Raw genomic sequence first — 18,441 nt, forward strand, 5'->3', positions numbered from 1 at the left:
GTTAAACGAACGTTGTATTTTGAGAAATTATGTGGAACGGATGGGGGTAAACTTTACCTTTGCCGTCTATATACCGTAGCCACGTATTTAGTAAACGTGCTCATTTAACCTAACATCATGCATAACGTAGCCGGATCGGCGGTTTCCTCCGTGGAAACTGACCGGCGGGGATGGTGGCATTCCACCTCCAGCATAGTAATTATATACTTACTTGTGGCCGTAGGTCTGTACCTGCAATCCGTGCTCACAGGCAGATATAATAACTTCATCATTTTTCGCAGTTCCTGGCGGCACCTCACCGCGGGATTGCCCTTGTATGATCTGTACAATGGTGAGTACTTCGACTACTTCCTTTATCACCCAAGTTTCCCGGTTCTCTTTTCTCCCTTTGCAATATTTCCGCAGCAGGTGGGTTTGCTCCTGTGGCTTCTTTTCAGCGCCGGCATCTTCCTCTATGCACTCAGTAAAATACCACTCAGCGGCAATGCCCGCACAGCGCTTTTCTGGTTCCTTTTACTGGAATTAGGTAATGCCCTGCAATCTTCACAGACCAACCCCGCCATGACCGCCTTTATGCTGCTCACCGTGGTACACCTGGATAAAGGCAATCCGGGCAGAGCTGCTTTCTTCACCTGCCTGACTTTTTTTATTAAAGGGTACGGCGCGGTGATAGGTCTGATATTCCTTTTCTATCCAAAGAAATGGCATTACATACAGTATTGCTTTTTGTTTGGCATTGCAGGCACCCTGCTGCCTTTACTTTTTGTATCGCCGGACACGCTCACCGGTTATTATATTTCCTGGGTGGAACTGCTTACCAGCAGCACCATTAAAGAAGATGGTTCCCTCCTGGGCTTCCTGCATACCATATGGCGGGTAGATGATACGATCATTCTGCTGGCAGCCATCGCAGGCCTGGCAGCGATGTTCACCACAGGTTTGATAAAAAGGCAGGCCATCTCACCATGGCTTACTGCCGCTTATCTGCTCATATGGATCGTTATATTCAATCAAAGCACCGAATCACCTACCTATATTATGGCCGTTACCGGCGTGGGGATGGGTTTACTCCTGCTCCCCTATAACAAATGGACCACCATTTTACTCTGCACCACTTTTGTGGTCACCTGCCTGTGTCCAACGGACTTCGTTCCGAAAGCGATCAATGTGATCGCTGTTAATTATCGTGTGAAAGCCCTACCCTGTTTTGCTGTGCTGCTCTTTCTGCAATGGCGCACCGTGATCATGAGCAAACAACATGGAAAAGCACATGTAACCTAACAACTAACTATGCAACTAGTAACACCAGAACCTACTACGTTCCCTGTTCCGATTAACAACCTGACTATTCAAAACAACAGGGCAACGCATCATCTCGATCTGGTGATCCCCTGCTGCAACCCGCCGGAAGGATGGGTAGCACAGATGATCGCAGATTATTGGGAATTACAGGACATGATGCCGGAAACGGCCATTCAGCTGATCCTGGTGAATGATGGCTCCGTACGCAACGTCACTCAAGCCCATCTCCGGCAACTGGCGGAAGGCATACCCGGCGCGCGCATCATCAATCACCCGGTGAACCGCGGAAAAGGATATGCCGTTCGATTAGGCGTAGCCGTTGCCACCGGCGACTACCAGGTATGTACCGACTTTGATTTTCCCTTCGGCGTAAAAGCCGTGAAGCAGGCCTTTGAACAATTGCTGCATGGATCAGATGTGGTGGCCGGCATCCGTGGTGAACAGTATGTAAAACTGCTGCCCCGCAAACGGAAAATGATCACCACGGTGAACCGCTTTATGAACCGTTATCTCCTGCATTTGCCGGTAGCAGATGCACAGGCAGGGCTGAAAGGCTTCAACAGCAAAGGCCGCAGGGAATTCCTGGCCACACGCATCAATGGCTTTTTATACGACAGTGAATTTGTTCACCGTGCAGGAAAGAACAAATCCCTGAAGATCCGCACGATACCGATCGTTTGCAGGCCCGGCATCTGCTTCTCTGAATTCAGATCAAAAGTATTACTGCGGGAATTCGTTAATTTCATGGGCATCCTCATTGTGAGTTAAGATGAAAAATAAGATACTGATCAGCGTAGACGTAGAGGAATTTGATATTCCGGAAGAATACGGGCAGAAGATCCCTTTACAGGAGAAACTGCTCGTATCCTATCGCGGCGTAGTGAAAACGATGACGCTGTTCGATGAACTGAACATCCGCGCAACCTTTTTCATCACTGCCTACTGGGCACAGAATTTCCCTGACATGGTAAAACGCATGGCAGCCAAACATGAGATCGCCTCTCATGCTTTTTACCATGATGCTTTTGATGAAACGGATCTTTTGGATTCACGGAATGAACTGGAATATATCAGCGGGCAGCAGGTGAAAGGCTTCCGCATGCCACGCCTGAAACCAGTGAGTATGGGATCCCTCGAAAAGGCAGGTTATACTTATGATGCTTCCCTCAACCCAACCTGGATACCAGGGCGCTACGACAACCGTAAACAACCCCGCTATGTGCATCGCAAAGGAGCATTATGGGTGATGCCTTCTTCCGTTACACCCCGTTTAAGATTACCGGTATTCTGGTTAAGCGTGAAGAACTTCCCTTTATGGTTCACGCGGTATTGCAGCCGCAGGATCCTCCGGAAAGAAGACTATTTTTCCTTTTACTTCCATCCCTGGGAGCTGGAAGACCTCAGCTCCTACAAACTGCCACTGGTAGTGAAAAGTATATCCGGCGCAAAGATGCATAACAAGATGCGGCGCTTTTTAGCTTATCTCAGTGCCAAAGGAGAATTTATATCACATAGTGATTATTTGGAGAAAGTACACTCCGGCGGGAAGGCATAGTCATTATAGTAAGCTTCCGCCTGTGCAACAGTAAGATCACCATCGAAAGTGATCACACGGTATTTCTGCGGATAAAATTTACCGGGCTCTATTTCCCATGCGCGATCCTTCGTAGGGCTGAACATCGCAAACACCTGGCCGTTCTGGTCTTTCTCCGGCCATATGCGCACCGGTTGCGGAGAGTTGAAATTATACCGCCAGGATAATACCAGCAAACCTCCTTTGCCTCCGTTCAGTGCACCTGTTATCTTAAACCAGCGGGCACGGGTATTATCTGCATCTTTACGGCTCTTTCCTTCAGAGGTAAGTACTACACTGTTCTCATTATTCCACTCACCTGCCCCCCTGATAGCAAAGCCTCCGCCATACCGGTATTCCAGTAATGTTATGGGAGATCTGCCTGCACAACGCAGTGTGGAAGTATAATCCCAAACCTGCTGATCTCCATCTCCATCATACGCGGTTACATTCAGTATCTCAATCATAGCAACCTTTTCCGGTTTAGTCAACACTACATGTTCCTGGAATAAAGAGAAACCACCATACACCTTTCCATTCCATGTACGGGCAAGTTTGGCAAACCGCACCGTGCCTGATAATTTTTTCAGGTTCCAGAAATCCACAGTATCGTTTTCAAATTTTGTATGCGTCCAGGGGTTCCAGATACCGAAGTGATGATAGTGATCTTTGGGATGGATATTGGTCAGCACTTTTCCCGAAGGTGTCCATGCCGGGTGAATAAAACCACTTCTCCTGAAAGCGGTATCCACACCGGCCGGCGGTTCCATTACCGCATAATTGTATTGTAGTATGGGCTTGTTATCCTTTTCAATGATATAGGCGGTATTTGTTGTACGCACCTTTACGCTGGCAACACTATCATAAGTTTTCTTTGACCAAAGTTCATATACACGCTCTTTCCCTGCCGGCAGATCTCTTTCCAGCCTCCATACAATGGTATGCTCGCCCTCCATTTGCGTTGGGGTAATAATCTTCTTCCCGCCCTCAACACTTATCAACTCGGTAGACATTAGTTCAATATGGAATTGTGGCAGAGCAACGCGCATAATAGTATTATGCCGCGCATATGGCCCGGCTTTAACCGTGATGCGCCCAAGCAGCTGTGCTTGTGAAAATAAGGTACTCATAAGCAAAACCAGTAATAACACATAACGTGGGTATCTCATATGGAAATCGATTGAATGTGAAGTAAATTACTCATTCCCATTTACATTTAATAACCTTTCCTTACCTTAACAGGGTTAATTCACCCCCAAAATATCCCCAAAATGAAAAAGGATAAACTGATTGTTTCCAACCGGTCTGCCCTGGTTAAAAAGTACGGCAGTAAACACAAAACATTCCTGAAAGACCTCACCGCTATTAAAGACTTTGATAAAAAGCGGAAACTGAGCACCGGGATCGTATTCCTTGACGATGCCACAGCCATGAAAAAGTATAAGATCCCCCCGGTAAAAGATCCGGAAGATCAGCGCCAGAACAAAGCTGCCATCGATGCCTTGTACAAACACTTTCAGCCGGACTACCTGGTGATCGCAGGAGCACAGGATGTAATTCCCTTCCAGGAACTGCATAACCTTTTAGCCAGCGATGATGATGAGGATGAGCTGATCCCCAGTGATCTGCCCTATGCCTGCGAGGCACCTTATCATACAGACCCGGCTAAGTTCATTGCCCCTACCCGCGTGGTGGGCCGTTTGCCAGACATCCCCGGCAGCAAAGACCCCGCATACTTCCATTCCCTGGTAAAAGATGTGCTGGCCAGCAAGCCGGTGAAAGATAAAGAGTACCGCAAATATTTTTCTGTGAGTGTATACGAATGGCGCCTGTCCACCCAGGAAAGCCTGCATAATATCTTCGGCGAAAATGGGCTGATGCAGATCTCTCCCATCAGCGGTCCCAAATGGACAACCGCACAGATGAAACCAAAAACACACTTCATCAATTGCCATGGCTCCCTGGAAGATCATTGTTATTATGGCCAGAGAGGCTCAAATTACCCCGAAGCCTTAAATGCCAGCATGCTGGCCAAAATGATCAGCAAAGGCACTATTGCGGCGGCAGAATGCTGTTACGGGGCACAGCTCTATAATCCCAATGAAACGGAAACCACACAGATGAGTGTGGCCAATACCTACCTGATCAATCACGCCATTGCCTTTATGGGAAGTTCCACCATTGCCTATGGTCCTACAGAAGGACAGGGCCTGGCGGACATCATTACACAGGAATTCCTTATCAATACCATCAAAGGCGCTTCTACCGGACGCGCTTTACTGGAAGCCAGGCAAAGCTTCCTGGATAAAATGGGTCCTACCCTGGACCCTTATGAACTGAAAACCATCGCGCAGTTCTACCTGCTGGGAGAACCATCTGTTGTACCGGTGGCCGGCGCTCCGGTATCCAAGTCCCTCAATGCCCGCAGGAACAGCCGGGATAATATGATCTCCAAAGGTGCTGCCCTCAGCAACTTCATTGCAACACCTACTTTAGTAAGTGCTAAAAAAGAGGGTACAGAATTTGCAGCGAACGTGCGGGCTTTACTGAAGGATAAAAAGTTCTCAGAAAAGGCCACCAAACAGGTTTTTGAAACGGCACCAAAGCCCAATGCGTTGACGCGGGACATGAAGGCTTTCAACACACCGGTGAAATTTCACGTATATTCATCCTCTTCTACCAGCGGTAAGCATAAGAAAACCAAGGTATTGGTAGTGAAGGAAAAGAACGGTGAAATAATGGGATACAGAGAATATGTCAGAAGATAAGAAACCAGCCCCTAAAAAGGTAAAAGGGCAAATTATATTAAAGACTTTCGCCAGAACCACTAAAAGCGAAAGTTTAGGTGTGTACCTGCAAACAGCAGATGGCACCTTCCTCATCCGGCCGGCAGGGGGTAATCCGTTTATGGATAATCCCCTGGCCGCCCTGGCGGGGAAATACATTGAGGCTCAGGGCCGTAAGAGCAGTTATGTTTTCTTTGCAAAAACCTGGAAGGAGATCACGGAAGAAGAAGCCGGATCAAAAGGATAAACCGTTCACCCCCAATCCCCGCCCCCAATTAATCCTGTTTAATCCACCCGTCCATATTGTTGGCAAAAGCCATATTTAGCGTGTAAATTTATAGTAACAAAAACCTGTCGATATGATCCGCCATTCTCTTATCCGGCAGACTGTTCTTGTTCTTGCAGCATATCTGTTATGTATCCCCCTGCAGGGAAACAGTCAGCCTAATCGTATCATGCAGCAAAAAACCGCTGCACTCCTGGGTAAATACCTGGTATCCTTTAAATCAGAAAGAGGCACTTTGCGTTACGTGTTGCACATAGACAGTGCGCGTGGGATGTTCTTTTTCGGTTCCCTTGAAAACGACACCAATTACCACCCATCCCGCCGGGAAGTCTGCCGCATCAAAGGCTTGCTGGCTGAACGCAAAGGGTACGACTTCATCATGAAGCCTGACCTCGAATACGGCACACCGTATAAACTTATCTGCCAGCCGCATGAATGGCTGCTGAACAACAAAACCTATTTCTCTATCCGGGAGCCGAATATCATTAACGGGTATATGCTCGCTACAAATGATATGGATAACCGGATGTACAGCTTCTCCGGTATGAAGCAGGAGCCTGAAAAAGAGCCGGAGAAGGTTTTGGTTTCCTTAAGTACTAAACCTTAAAAGGCCCTGTATAACTCAGCGCCGGTACCATTCCGGTTGGCATAGATGATCTTGCCGTTCCGGATCTTAACGCCATCTGCGGTATCTTCTGCCAGCAGCAACGGGCCGTCCATGTCAGTATAATCCAGATAGGGCAGCAGGTGCGCTACGGCAGAAGTACCAACGGTGCTTTCATTCATACTGCCCGTCATCACTTTCATGCCCAGCTGTTTTGCTTCCAGGATCATCCTGCGGGCAGGCGTGATGCCGCCGCATTTGGTGAGTTTTATATTGATGCCGTGGAAATAGCCATGGCAGTTCTTTACATCTGCTTCCACAATACAGCTTTCATCTGCAATGAGTGGTAAGGCGGAACTTTCGTATACCTTTTTCATGCCTTCCCAATCTGCTGCAGGCATGGGCTGCTCAATGAATTCAACACCCAGCTCTTTAAAAGCAGCGGCATTCCGGAGGGTTTCTTCCACACCCCAGGCACAATTGGCATCTACACGAAAAATGGCACTGGTATGTTTACGTAATTCCGTGATGATAGCAATATCATCTTTGGTACCCAGTTTGATCTTGTAAATGGGCCAGGGGAATTCCTGTAACTTCTTCACCATATTCTCCACCGTATCTATCCCGATGGTGTAATCTGTTAAAGGATTATGAGAAGGCTCCAATCCCCAGATCTCATACAGCTTTTTACCGAGCCGCTTTGCATAGAGGTCGTGCGCAGCAAGGTCCAGCGCGCAAAGCGCGAACAGATTATCAGATAACTTAGGATACATGGCTTCCCAGAAAGCTTCCGGCGTATCCAGTTTGTAAGCTTCAATAAAAGGGCGATGGGCATTGATTGCTGCCATCAGTATGGGTACCGTAATGTTGTAATAAGAATTGTCAGCAGTTTCTCCGAGGCCGCTCCATCCGTCTTCCTGCAGTTCTGCTACCAATAGCGGTTGTACATCCTTGCTTTTTCTCGAAATAGTAAACGTGTGGCGGAATCTTAACTCGAAGGGATAAAGTGTTAGTTCCATAATTAAATATACACAATGTACAATGATATTTCCTAACCCCTTCCTGCCATACTGATCATCCTGCGAATGGTTGTTGTAAGTCCCTCTGCTTTCAGCAGCGCTTCCAGGCTGAGTGGCATGCGGTAGCGCCAGTACCAGGGAGAAACAGCAGGAACATTGATCCGCTCTTCCTCAGGCGCTGTCCGGGGAAGGCTTTCATCCAGCGCCAGCCAGTCCTGCAGCTGCAGAATACACCACATAGCAGGTGACTGTAAATGTTCTTCAACCAGTGTATCATAATTCTCTTCTGCCCACTCGCGGATCGTGCTCATATCGTGCGTGGAAGGTGTTACAACAGAAAGATAGGGAGCGGATGCCAGCGTACTGTCTCCCCGCTTGGGCATACGCTGCACTTCCAGGCTGAGGATCCCCAGTAACTGCATCACACCCGGTACACAATGCGGTACCATACCAAGGTCTTCCCCGCAAACCAGCATATCCGTAGCCTGTTGCAACACCGGTAATTTCTTCAGCGCCTCCTGTTCCCAAAGCGCGTTATGACGGTGGAAAAAATACTGATCAGATAACTTCCGGAGTTTGTGCTGCACAGCAGGTTCCAGTGCTTCAAAAGAAGAGGTGAGGTGCATATGGAAACGGGGATGGAATTCGCCTTCCACCGGTTCAAGGAATAACACATTCGTGATCAGGTCCAGTAATCCCTGGCGGATAAAGGGATCCGGCTCTTCCGCCACCGACTGTTGGGTAGTGTAAGGGGCTTGTAGCCGGAAAGTACCATCGCCGTTCGGTTCAAAGTAAATGCCCTTTACAGCAGGCGTGGCATCGCTGAAAGTATTATAAAGGATCGGATCTGTGATATAAGGCTGGCAATAACGGGAACGGTCGAATGGAATGCCTGCCGCCCGCAATTCATCTATGGTAAAAGGGATGGCAGGATCAAAGTATCCCAGTAATCCGTCAAAAGTATCGCGGGGTATTTGCCAGATGCGGAAGAACCCAAGGATATGATCAATACGGAAAGCAGAGAAATACAATGCCATGTGCGCCAGTCTTTCCTTCCACCAGCTATACCCTGTTGCTGCCATCTCCGCCCAGTTGTATACAGGAAATCCCCAGTTCTGCCCCTTTACCGAAAAATCATCCGGCGGTGCGCCTGCCTGCACATTTACATTAAAGAGTTCCGGTGCTTCTTTTACCTCCACACTTTGGAGGAACACACCTATCGGCAGATCACCTTTGATAACCACTCCTTTGCTGTGTGCATAGTTAACGGCATCCAGTAACTGGTTATGCAACTGATATTGAATGAAGAAATAAAAAGCTGCTTCCGTTGGCTGGCCAGTAAGTTTCATATCCCGCTCACAACTGAAGCGGGCATAAGGTTCCAGCCAATGTTGATTGGCTGCTGCCCAGGTATGGTAAGTGCTATCTGGTTTAAACGCAGTGAACAACTCTTTCAGCACTTCCATCTTAATGCGGATTACCTGCTCATAATCCAGCGAAGGCAGTTCGTTCAGTTTTGCCTGGTGCTCTTTGTACTGTTTTACTTTACCTGCAGCGGGTAAATGAATATACGCAGGATGTAATGCAAATGCGGAAATAGCGGCGTAAGGATAAGAATCCGTCCAGCTGTAATTCACGGTGGTATCATTCACCGGCAACAGTTGCAGGATGCGCTGGCCGGTAGCTGCCGCCCAGTCCGCCAGTAATTTCAGATCAGCAAACTCCCCGATGCCTAATCCCTTTTCAGAACGAAGTGAAAACACCGGCACTGCAACACCCGCGCCTTTCCAGTGTGTTACGTTGAACCTTGCAAACCCGTCATGGATAATAGTACGGCCATGTATATTGAATTCACCGGTGAACAACACCCGGTTCTCTCCTTCCTCATAGATGAATTGCTCACCTTCCCTTTTTCCATACTTATACTCGATCAATACACCACGGGGAATATCTGCCAGGGTTATAAAATCACCTTCTGCCGTATAAGTTAAAGGAATAGCCTGTTTTACATTCCATGCGCCCAGCTCCGGAATGTTACCGATGATATAAACAGTTGCTGTTGCTTTTAACAAAGGAGCATGTACCCTGAAAGTATACAGTGCAGGCGAAGGAAGTGCAATAGTTTCCCGTTTAAAGAACACCTCACTAAAGGGAGCGGTTAACCAGGCATTCTCTACCATACCAGGCCATATCCAGATATCCCTTACCGTTAGTTCTTTATCAGAAGGGAAGCAATAAATAGTACGGGCATTTCTTTCTGCCAGCGTTCCCAGGTAATACCTGTAACGGAATACAGCCGGGTCATCCACCTGGATGGTCAGCCGCCAGTAAATGGCATTGTAATACTCCATCAATAACTTCGTTTCCCCCTGGTCATGGCAAACAGCTACATAGAGCTCCTGCCCCCAGGCAGATGAAAAACGAACATACAAGTGAAGCGTCATGCAGGGAAATTACGAAAAAAAACATGCCTGCACCAAAAGGTACAGGCATTGTTCAGTTTGACTATTTAGCAGTGCTCAAAGCTTTTGTAATTTCCTGGAAACAGACTTTCCGCCATGTTGCAACTGGAGGATATATGATCCTGCTGGTGTTTCCGCACACTTGAAGGGAATGGTATGTTTACCGGCTGGTAAGTTCCCGTTCACCAGTACTGCCACCACCTTGCCGTTAATATCATATACAGCCAGCCTGGTCTTACCCGCAGCTTTCAGGTCAAAGCTCACGGTGGTTTGTTGTGTGAATGGATTAGGGGCAGTAGTTAATTCAATTTCCGGTGCAGCCTCTTCTGTTTTAGCGATGCGGGCAACAAAGCTGCTGCCGTTCAGTACTTTTATTTCCGTATAACTGTTCCAGGCATTCACGCTGTTACCATGCCCTACAATGCGCACATATTTGGCGGACTGCGGGGAGAAGTTAAATGTTTCCAGGGCCGTGGTAGTACCACTGCTGTTCAAGCCGGTGGCTACATTGGTAAAAGAAGTACCATTCGTTGAAACCTGTATGTCAAAATTGGACGTGCGCACATTGCCATTATAGAAAGCGATCTGCACACCGGATACGGTTTGTGTGGTGCTCAAGCAAAGCTGGATCCACTGCGGGTTACCGGAGGCAGACCAGCGGGTGTTGAGATCATTATCCAGTACATTCGCCGGCACATTGCCATCGTCTGTACTTGCAGAGGCAGGTACACAGGGAGGTGAAGTTTGCTGTACCACCTGTACTTCCGTATAACTGTTCCAGGCATTTACACTGTTACCATGCCCTACAATGCGTACCCACTTGGCGGATGCCGCAGCAAAGTTAAAGGTCTCCAGCGCCGTGGAAGTTCCGCTGCTGCTCAAACCGGTAGCTACATTCGTGAAAGAAGTACCGTCCGTTGAAACCTGTATATCAAAATTGGAACTGCGCGTATTGCCATTATAAAATGCAATCTTCACACCCGTTACGGTTACAATATTATTTAAACAGAACTGGATCCATTGCCCGTCTCCATTGGCAGACCAGCGGGTAGCCAGGTTATTATCCAGCACATTCGCCGGCACATTGCCATCATCTCCACTCGCAGAAACAGGCGTGCAGCCCGGAGCACCTTGTACAGTGATGCTTACAGGTGTTGACGTTTTAGTTCCATTGGAATTATCTGTTGCTTTTGCAGTAAGACTATAAGTACCTGCTCCCACATTTGTCCAGCTGAAAGAATATGGGCTGTTCAGATCTTCTCCCAGTTTAGTGGTGCCCTGGAAGAATTCCACTTTGGAAATGGTACCATCTGTATCCGCAGCAGTGGCATCAATAGTAACAGATGCAGGTGCGGTAAAGGTGGCGCCGTTGGAAGGTGAAGTAATACTTACAGTAGGCAGTTGATTACCACCACCGGGGAAATCATCTGCAGGACTTAGTATCCGCTGACGGATCCAGGTACCCGCAGGTTTCAGACGGGCTGTGGCCCATGGGCCTGCAGAGCAGGTTCCGCTAAGCCATACCGCACCGGAACGGTTATCATCAGAATAGTTCCAGTTAGTCCAGCTGATCTTTTTGTTACGCATCAGGTCAATGTACTGCTGCGTCATCGTGAAGTCGTTGGGGCCATCGCCACTGGCTTCCTGTGAACCAAACTCTGTTACAAACACCGGCAGGCGGTCTGATGCCCAGTTCAGTTCATTTAAGTACACACTGCCGTGAGACTTTGCATAAAAGTGAAAAGTGTACATGATATTGGTAAAGCTCAAAGGATTGCTCACAATATCCTGTGCGGAACGACCATCGGAAATACCCATAGAGCCCCATGCATGTGTACCTACCAGGATCACCGCATCACTGTCGATTGCACGGATCACAGGAATGATCTGATCTGCATAGGTTTTGATCCTTGCCCAGGTAACCCCGTTCGGCTCATTACATACATCGTAAATGATGTTGTTCTTGTTCTTGTGCTGATTGGCAATAGCGGTGAAGAACGTTTTCGCTTTAGCGAGGTTGGCATTGGGATCGCCGGGTGTTAGCTGATGCCAGTCTACCAGCGCATACATGCCCCGCTCTGTGGCTTCATCGATCAAACGGCTCACCTGTGCAGTGAAACCCGCCGGATCGGTATCATAACCACCTTCCTGCACATACAGGGAAATGCGCAGGATATCCGCACCCCAATCATATGCCAGTGCATCCAGCGAAGCTTCTGTTAAACAACTCCCCCATCCATACCACTGGATGCCGTGTGTACTCATACCACGCAACTGAATTGGGTTACCATACTGATTACATAACTTAAGACCGATCACCTGTAATTGTCCGTTCTGCGCAACAGGTGTTTGCGCCCGGAGGATATTGGTTACCAATAACAGGCACAAAGACAGCAATAGCTTAAAGGATAAATGTGTTTTCATAAAGGTTAATATTAAGGGTTACGACTTAGGCTTCGGTTGCAGGCAATACAATGCCCCGTCCCGGTTTAGGACAATCGCGATAATTAAAAGGAGATGTGGAGGGTTGTAGTGTAAGTCCCTGACAACGGCTTCATAACGTGTTAAAGATCAATCGGGCTTTCACTCATCTTTCTGGCTAAAAGTGCAATCGTTTGCATAAATATAGGCAATTTCATATAAACAGGAAAAAATAATCTAAATTAGTAGCAGAATAATAATTCCACTTATGAAAACAAACCAGGATCTAAAAAGGCCTCTAACGGCCTGATCACCTCAATTCCCTTTATTATATTCCCACGCTGCAGGATCATTGTTAATCTTTAAAACCCTCTTCCCATGATGCAGGCGTACTTTATCCGTAGCTTCTTATGTTTGCTGTTATTGACCTCTGCTGCTGTACAGGCGCAGGTAACTGTTATTGCTGACGGCCCCGGCAATACTTATGAATTAATGGATCAGAAAGGATACGGTGTTGAATCCCCTGATTGCGGCCATGCTGTGAAACATATCAACGAAGTGATGGACGCACAGCTGGGTAAATATGTATTTGCTTTCACACTGCACCGCGACCTGGATGACGACCGCTGCGGCGCAACAGACAGGCAGCGGATTGAACTGAGAGGTAAAGGAAGTGAGCAGCAGGGCACGCAAGGCTCTACCAGTTATTATCGCTGGAAGTTTAAACTGGATGCTAACTTCCAGGAGTCTCCCAACTTCTGCCATATCATGCAACTGAAAGCATATGGTAATGGCCACGGCAGCGGCGCACCTATCATTACCCTCACGCCGCGTTATAACAACAAAATGGAAATAGGCCATACAGGGCTTGGTGGCGCTGTTGCCACCGCCAACCTGAGCCTGTTTAAAGGTGTTTGGGCAGAAGCCCATGTAAAGATCAAACACGATAATAACGGCACGCTGGAATTTGTGATCAAAAGACTGAGCGATGGTGTAACGCTGTTGTCTTATACCAACAACAGCCTGGATATGTGGGAAGATGGCGCTGGTTATGGTGCACCCAAATTCGGTTTTTACCGCAGCCTCACCAGTCCTTCTTACCTGCGCGATGAAACCATCTATCTTGCAGATATCTGTGTAACAAAAGGTACTACCAACCTTTGCCCCAGCGGTGTTGGAACAGCCTGTGTACCCGCCTCTGCAAGTACGGATGATGGCAACGTGCCCGCCAATGTATTGGATAACGATCTCAATACCCGTTGGTCCGCTTCCGGTAACCCGCAGTGGATCCAGCTTTGTTTGAGTTCCACACAAACCGTATCCGGCGTGCAGATTGCTTTCTATAGTGGTACTACCCGCCGCTCTAATTTTGATATCCAGGTTTCAACGAATGGCACTTCTTTCACCAATGTTGCCACCGGCCTGCAAAGCAGCGGCACCAGCAATGCGCTGGAAACATTTAACTTCTCTCCGCAGTCCGCCAGATATGTGCGCATTGTAGGGCATGGCAATACCGTAAATGCCTGGAACAGTTATACGGAGATGAAGGTATTGAATGGCAGCAGCTTTGTTTCCAGCCTGGGTAAAGCAATAGCAGACAATTCAGAAGCGTTAAACGCTACACCTAATCCATTCACACAGCAAACTACCGTGAGCTTTGATCTGAAAACCGCCGGGCAGACCAGGCTGGCTGTATATGATATTACAGGCAAGGTAGTGGCGGTGCTGGTGAACGGGAACTTACCAGCCGGTAAACATACCATTCCCTTCAAGTGTGCGGAAACACCCCCAGGATCGTACATTCTCCGGTTACAACACGGGGGCAGGTCTGTTTCCAGGAAATTACAGAAGCTCTGATCCTTCTTTGTGCATCAGTTTGAGTAAGTATTTACTCAAACTGATGCATCCTGAAAAACCTTAGGGCCCGTCAGATTGTACTAATGTGTATAACACCAAAATAATATTCACATGAAATATCTTCTGGCAGCACTGGCCTTTATATCCTGTAATAGCAGCAAAGTGCAGGAATTACAAAGGAAAATAGATGCATACGAAGCGGCTGAAAAGATCACGGCACAACGCCTTATCCGTATGGACTCATTGGATTTCCAGTTTTATAGTAACCAGCAATGGGACTCTCTCAGCCTCAGTCATACGGATGACGTTAAAGCATTCTACCCCGATGGGTCTACCTCCCAGGGCCTTTTCCCGGCGCATATAGATTTGCTTAAATCCCAGTTCGTATTTGCCCCGGACACGAAGGTTACCAGCCATCCCGTAAGTTTTGGCTCCGGGGAATGGACCTGTGTGATAGGCATCGTGGAAGGCACTTTCTCCAACGTTATGCCTGCAGGCGATAAAACGATTGCTCCTACAGGTAAGCGGTTCAGGTTCCCCATGGTCACTGTCGGGCATTGGGAGGGTGGAAAGATGAAGGAGGAATATATATTCTACGACAACCTGGGGATCATGAAACAGATAGGGTTGGCGCAATAATTAGGATAATTCGCGGAACTGGCTTATTTTATTTATCATAAGTCAACGCGAACTATATGAACAGATCATCAACCATCCTGATCACCCTTCTTGTATCCTCTTTATCCCTGCATGCGCAGGACTTCCAGGCACAGATCGCACAAAAGGCCACTGCGCTTTTACCTAAGGTTATTGAATGGCGGAGATACCTTCATGAACACCCGGAACTTTCCAACCGTGAAACCAAAACTGCAGAATACGTTGCAGCACATTTGCGCAGCTTAGGTATTGAAGTGCAGACAGGCATCGCCAAAACCGGCGTGGTAGGTTTGCTGAAAGGCGGCAAACCAGGGCCTGTTGTTGCCCTGCGTGCGGATATGGATGCGTTACCCGTATTGGAGAAAGCGGATGTTCCTTTTAAATCCACTGTTACCGCAGAATACCTGGGGCAAACAGTTCCCGTGATGCATGCCTGTGGACACGATAGTCATGTTGCCATTCTAATGGGCACTGCGGAGGTGCTGGCGGCGATGAAGAAGGATCTCCCCGGTACTGTTAAGTTTATCTTTCAGCCGGCAGAAGAAGGCCCTCCGGGCACAGAAGAAGGCGGCGCTCCCCTGATGGTGAAAGAAGGAGTGATGGAAAATCCTGTGGTGGATGCCATATTCGGATTACATATCAGCTCTTCCATTGAGATAGGAAAGATCCAGTATAAACAGGGAGCAATGATGGCTTCTTCTGACTGGTTCACCATTGCCATTAAAGGAAAACCATCACATGGCTCCTCTCCCTGGAACAGTATAGATCCTATTGTTGTGGGCACACAGATCATCAACAGCCTGCAAACCATTGTAAGCCGCCAGGCTAATATTGTGGATGCGCCGGTGGTGATCACAGTGGGTAAATTCCATTCCGGTGTAAGGAGTAATATCATTCCGGAAGAAGCATTACTGGAGGGTACTATCCGCACGCTGGACAGTAAAATGCAAACGGATGTGCATGAACGTATCCGCCGTACGGCAACCAAAATAGCAGAAGCTTCCAACGCACAGGCCACTGTTACCATAGATAAGAAAACGCTGGTCACCTTTAATGACTCCGCATTGGTATCCCGCATGCTCCCCTCTTTACAGAAAGCGGCAGGTAATGGTAAAGTGAGTATCATGAACTGGGTAACGGGTGCAGAAGATTTTTCTTTCTATGGTACTAAAGCACCTGCTTTCTTTTTCTACCTGGGTGGTATGCCCAAAGGCAAAGATCCCAAACAGGCTCCCAGCCACCATACACCGGATTTTTACATTGACGATAGTATGCTGGATGTGGGTGTGAAAGCATTCTGTAATCTCGTTTTTGATTATAAGAAGAAATAAAGACTGTATCCTTTTTGCCTTATTGAAGAAATAAAAAAAAGCCCGGACGTTTAATGCGTCCGGGCTTTTTAAATATTCAGAAATCCTTACTTCACTTCTTCAAATTCTGCATCTGTTACGGTATCACCGGCAGCACCCTGCTGACCAGCACTACCTTGTTGTGCACCTGCCTGTGCTCCGCCATCAGCGCCTGGCTGGCCTTGTGTGGCTTTGTACATTTCTTCAGAAGCAGCTGTCCATGCATTATTCAATTCTGCAGTGGTAGCATCGATCTGTGCCAGATCCTGTGTTTTCACCGCTTCACGAACTTTCTCCAGTGCGGATTCGATAGGCGCTTTCTTCTCAGCAGGAATTTTATCGCCGTATTCTTTCAGTTGTTTCTCTGTTTGGAATACTAAGCTTTCAGCCTGGTTCACTTTTTCGATCTTCTCACGTGCCAGTTTATCTTCAGACTCATTTGCTTTCGCTTCTGCCTTCATCTTTTCAATCTCTTCCTTGCTCAAACCGCTACCGGCTTCGATACGGATGTTCTGAGATTTACCAGTGCCCTGATCTTTAGCTGTTACATGGAGGATACCGTTGGCATCAATGTCAAAGATCACTTCGATCTTCGGCACACCACGTTGTGCAGGTGGCAGATCGTTCAGGATGAATTTACCCAGCGTTCTGTTCTGAGAAGCTAAAGGCCTTTCACCTTGCAGTACATGGATCTCTACGCTTGGCTGGTTATCAGCAGCGGTGGAGAATACCTCACTCTTCTTGGTAGGAATGGTAGTGTTGGATTCGATCAGTTTGGTGAACACACCGCCCATGGTTTCGATACCGAGGGACAATGGTGTAACGTCCAGCAACAACACATCCTTCACTTCACCGGTGAGTACACCACCCTGGATAGCAGCACCAATGGCTACTACTTCATCCGGGTTCACGCCTCTGTTCGGCTTTTTACCAAAGAATTTCTCTACTACTTCCTGGATCTTTGGAATACGGGTAGAACCACCTACGAGGATCACTTCATCGATCCTGGAAAGGTCGAGACCGGAATCGGCCAGGGCTTTCTTACATGGTTCCAGCGTTCTTTGGATCAGGCTATCGCTCAGTTGCTCAAATTTAGCGCGGGTGAGTTTCTTTACAAGGTGTTTAGGTACACCGTCTACTGCAGTGATGTATGGCAGATTGATCTCGGTTTCCTGGGAAGAAGATAATTCGATCTTCGCTTTCTCGGAAGCTTCTTTCAAACGCTGCCAGCTCATTGGATCTTTATGCAGATCTACTGCTTCGTCTTTCTTGAATTCATCTGCCAGCCAGTCCATGATCACTTTATCAAAGTCATCACCACCCAGATGGGTATCACCATTGGTAGATTTTACTTCGAATACGCCATCACCCAGTTCGAGGATAGAGATATCGAAAGTACCACCACCAAGGTCAAACACGGCGATCATGCTATCGTTATGTTTCTTATCCAAACCGTAAGCCAGTGCGGCTGCGGTAGGTTCGTTGATGATCCTGCGAACGGTAAGACCGGCAATTTCACCGGCTTCTTTCGTTGCCTGGCGTTGCGCGTCGTTGAAGTACGCCGGAACAGTGATAACGGCTTCCGTTACTTCCTGGCCCAGGTAATCTTCCGCAGTTTTCTTCATTTTTTGCAGGATCATGGCAGAGATTTCCTGCGGAGTGTATAATCTGCCGTCTATATCAATACGTGTAGTGTTATTATCGCCTTTTGTCACTTTGTAACTCACGTGATTCAGTTCGCTGGATACTTCATCGTAATGGCGACCCATAAAACGCTTCACAGACATGATAGTGTTGATAGGATTAGTAATGGCCTGGCGTTTAGCCGGATCACCTACTTTCCTTTCGCCGTTCTTTAAAAATGCAACAACGGAAGGCGTTGTACGGCGGCCTTCATCGTTGGCAATAACTACCGGTTCGTTACCTTCCATTACGGCAACGCAAGAGTTGGTAGTTCCTAAGTCAATACCTATGATTTTTCCCATAATAATTAATGTTCTCCTTTGTGAAACAGTGTGGCCCGGACGTTTCCGGACCTTGACCATGTTTTGTCAATGATTATGCCAAGCCAGCTTTTATGCAATTATGTCAGTTTTTCAGGTCAGATCTTGTATATCAATAAAAA

General features: G+C 47.6%; 14 protein-coding genes. 9 read left to right on the forward strand and 5 right to left on the reverse strand.

All coding sequences use genetic code 11. The features are described 5' to 3' along the window. Positions 1-117: 117 nt before the first annotated feature. The 3 genes from AAHN97_RS16640 to AAHN97_RS16650 are packed head-to-tail and all read left to right on the forward strand — an operon-like array spanning position 118 to position 2,857. Complete coding sequence (locus tag AAHN97_RS16640; RefSeq protein ID WP_343303184.1) at positions 118-1,281, forward strand: glycosyltransferase family 87 protein; 1,164 nt, start codon at positions 118-120, stop codon at positions 1,279-1,281. 9 nt (positions 1,282-1,290) lie between these two features. Beyond that, on the forward strand, positions 1,291-2,070 hold the full coding sequence (locus AAHN97_RS16645) for a glycosyltransferase family 2 protein (protein ID WP_343303185.1): 780 nt from the start codon (positions 1,291-1,293) through the stop codon (positions 2,068-2,070). 1 nt (position 2,071) lies between these two features. Beyond that, the gene (locus AAHN97_RS16650) at positions 2,072-2,857 is read left to right on the forward strand and encodes a polysaccharide deacetylase family protein (protein WP_343303186.1); all 786 of its coding nucleotides are present in this window, start codon (positions 2,072-2,074) and stop codon (positions 2,855-2,857) included. Here the strand turns inward: AAHN97_RS16650 and AAHN97_RS16655 are convergent. After that, positions 2,821-4,005: a PmoA family protein gene (locus tag AAHN97_RS16655; RefSeq protein WP_343303187.1), complete on the reverse strand. Its 1,185-nt coding sequence runs from the start codon at positions 4,003-4,005 to the stop codon at positions 2,821-2,823. The two genes, AAHN97_RS16650 and AAHN97_RS16655, sit on opposite strands and share 37 nt — an antisense overlap. Before the next feature lie 141 nt (positions 4,006-4,146). Between AAHN97_RS16655 and AAHN97_RS16660 the strand changes: the two genes are divergently transcribed. The 3 genes from AAHN97_RS16660 (at position 4,147) to AAHN97_RS16670 (ending at position 6,554) form a co-directional block, all read left to right on the forward strand. Next, the gene (locus tag AAHN97_RS16660) at positions 4,147-5,643 is read left to right on the forward strand and encodes a hypothetical protein (RefSeq protein ID WP_343303188.1); all 1,497 of its coding nucleotides are present in this window, start codon (positions 4,147-4,149) and stop codon (positions 5,641-5,643) included. Then, positions 5,630-5,908 (forward strand): hypothetical protein, encoded by a 279-nt coding sequence (locus tag AAHN97_RS16665; RefSeq protein ID WP_343303189.1) that lies wholly within the window; start codon positions 5,630-5,632, stop codon positions 5,906-5,908. The genes AAHN97_RS16660 and AAHN97_RS16665 overlap by 14 nt, the downstream gene beginning before the upstream one ends. 112 nt (positions 5,909-6,020) lie before the next feature. Beyond that, on the forward strand, positions 6,021-6,554 hold the full coding sequence (locus AAHN97_RS16670) for a hypothetical protein (protein WP_343303190.1): 534 nt from the start codon (positions 6,021-6,023) through the stop codon (positions 6,552-6,554). Here AAHN97_RS16670 and AAHN97_RS16675 read toward each other — a convergent pair. From AAHN97_RS16675 to AAHN97_RS16685, 3 genes are all read right to left on the reverse strand, one after another. Next, positions 6,551-7,570 carry a dipeptide epimerase gene (locus AAHN97_RS16675; protein WP_343303191.1) on the reverse strand — a complete coding sequence of 340 codons (1,020 nt, stop codon included), beginning with the start codon at positions 7,568-7,570 and terminating at the stop codon, positions 6,551-6,553. The two genes, AAHN97_RS16670 and AAHN97_RS16675, sit on opposite strands and share 4 nt — an antisense overlap. A 32-nt stretch (positions 7,571-7,602) precedes the next feature. Beyond that, complete coding sequence (locus AAHN97_RS16680; RefSeq protein WP_343303192.1) at positions 7,603-10,014, reverse strand: 4-alpha-glucanotransferase; 2,412 nt, start codon at positions 10,012-10,014, stop codon at positions 7,603-7,605. Between the two features lie 75 nt (positions 10,015-10,089). Continuing rightward, complete coding sequence (locus tag AAHN97_RS16685; RefSeq protein ID WP_343303193.1) at positions 10,090-12,456, reverse strand: cellulase family glycosylhydrolase; 2,367 nt, start codon at positions 12,454-12,456, stop codon at positions 10,090-10,092. 375 nt (positions 12,457-12,831) lie between these two features. On the opposite strand from AAHN97_RS16685, the gene AAHN97_RS16690 reads away from it, so the two are divergent. The 3 genes from AAHN97_RS16690 to AAHN97_RS16700 all read left to right on the forward strand — a co-directional run bounded on the left by AAHN97_RS16690 (position 12,832) and on the right by AAHN97_RS16700 (position 16,298). After that, positions 12,832-14,310, forward strand: a complete 1,479-nt coding sequence (locus AAHN97_RS16690; protein ID WP_343303194.1) for a discoidin domain-containing protein — start codon at positions 12,832-12,834, stop codon at positions 14,308-14,310. Positions 14,311-14,421: 111 nt separating this feature from the next. Further along, entirely contained in the window at positions 14,422-14,949 is a 528-nt protein-coding gene (locus AAHN97_RS16695) for an ester cyclase (RefSeq protein WP_343303195.1), read from the forward strand. 56 nt (positions 14,950-15,005) lie between these two features. Next, complete coding sequence (locus AAHN97_RS16700; protein ID WP_343303196.1) at positions 15,006-16,298, forward strand: amidohydrolase; 1,293 nt, start codon at positions 15,006-15,008, stop codon at positions 16,296-16,298. A gap of 86 nt (positions 16,299-16,384) precedes the next feature. On the opposite strand, the gene dnaK is transcribed toward AAHN97_RS16700, so the two are convergent. Then, positions 16,385-18,301: a molecular chaperone DnaK gene (dnaK, locus tag AAHN97_RS16705; RefSeq protein ID WP_343303197.1), complete on the reverse strand. Its 1,917-nt coding sequence runs from the start codon at positions 18,299-18,301 to the stop codon at positions 16,385-16,387. Positions 18,302-18,441: the final 140 nt, after the last annotated feature.

The organism is Chitinophaga niabensis (genome assembly GCF_039545795.1).
Lineage (GTDB): Bacteria > Bacteroidota > Bacteroidia > Chitinophagales > Chitinophagaceae > Chitinophaga > Chitinophaga niabensis_B.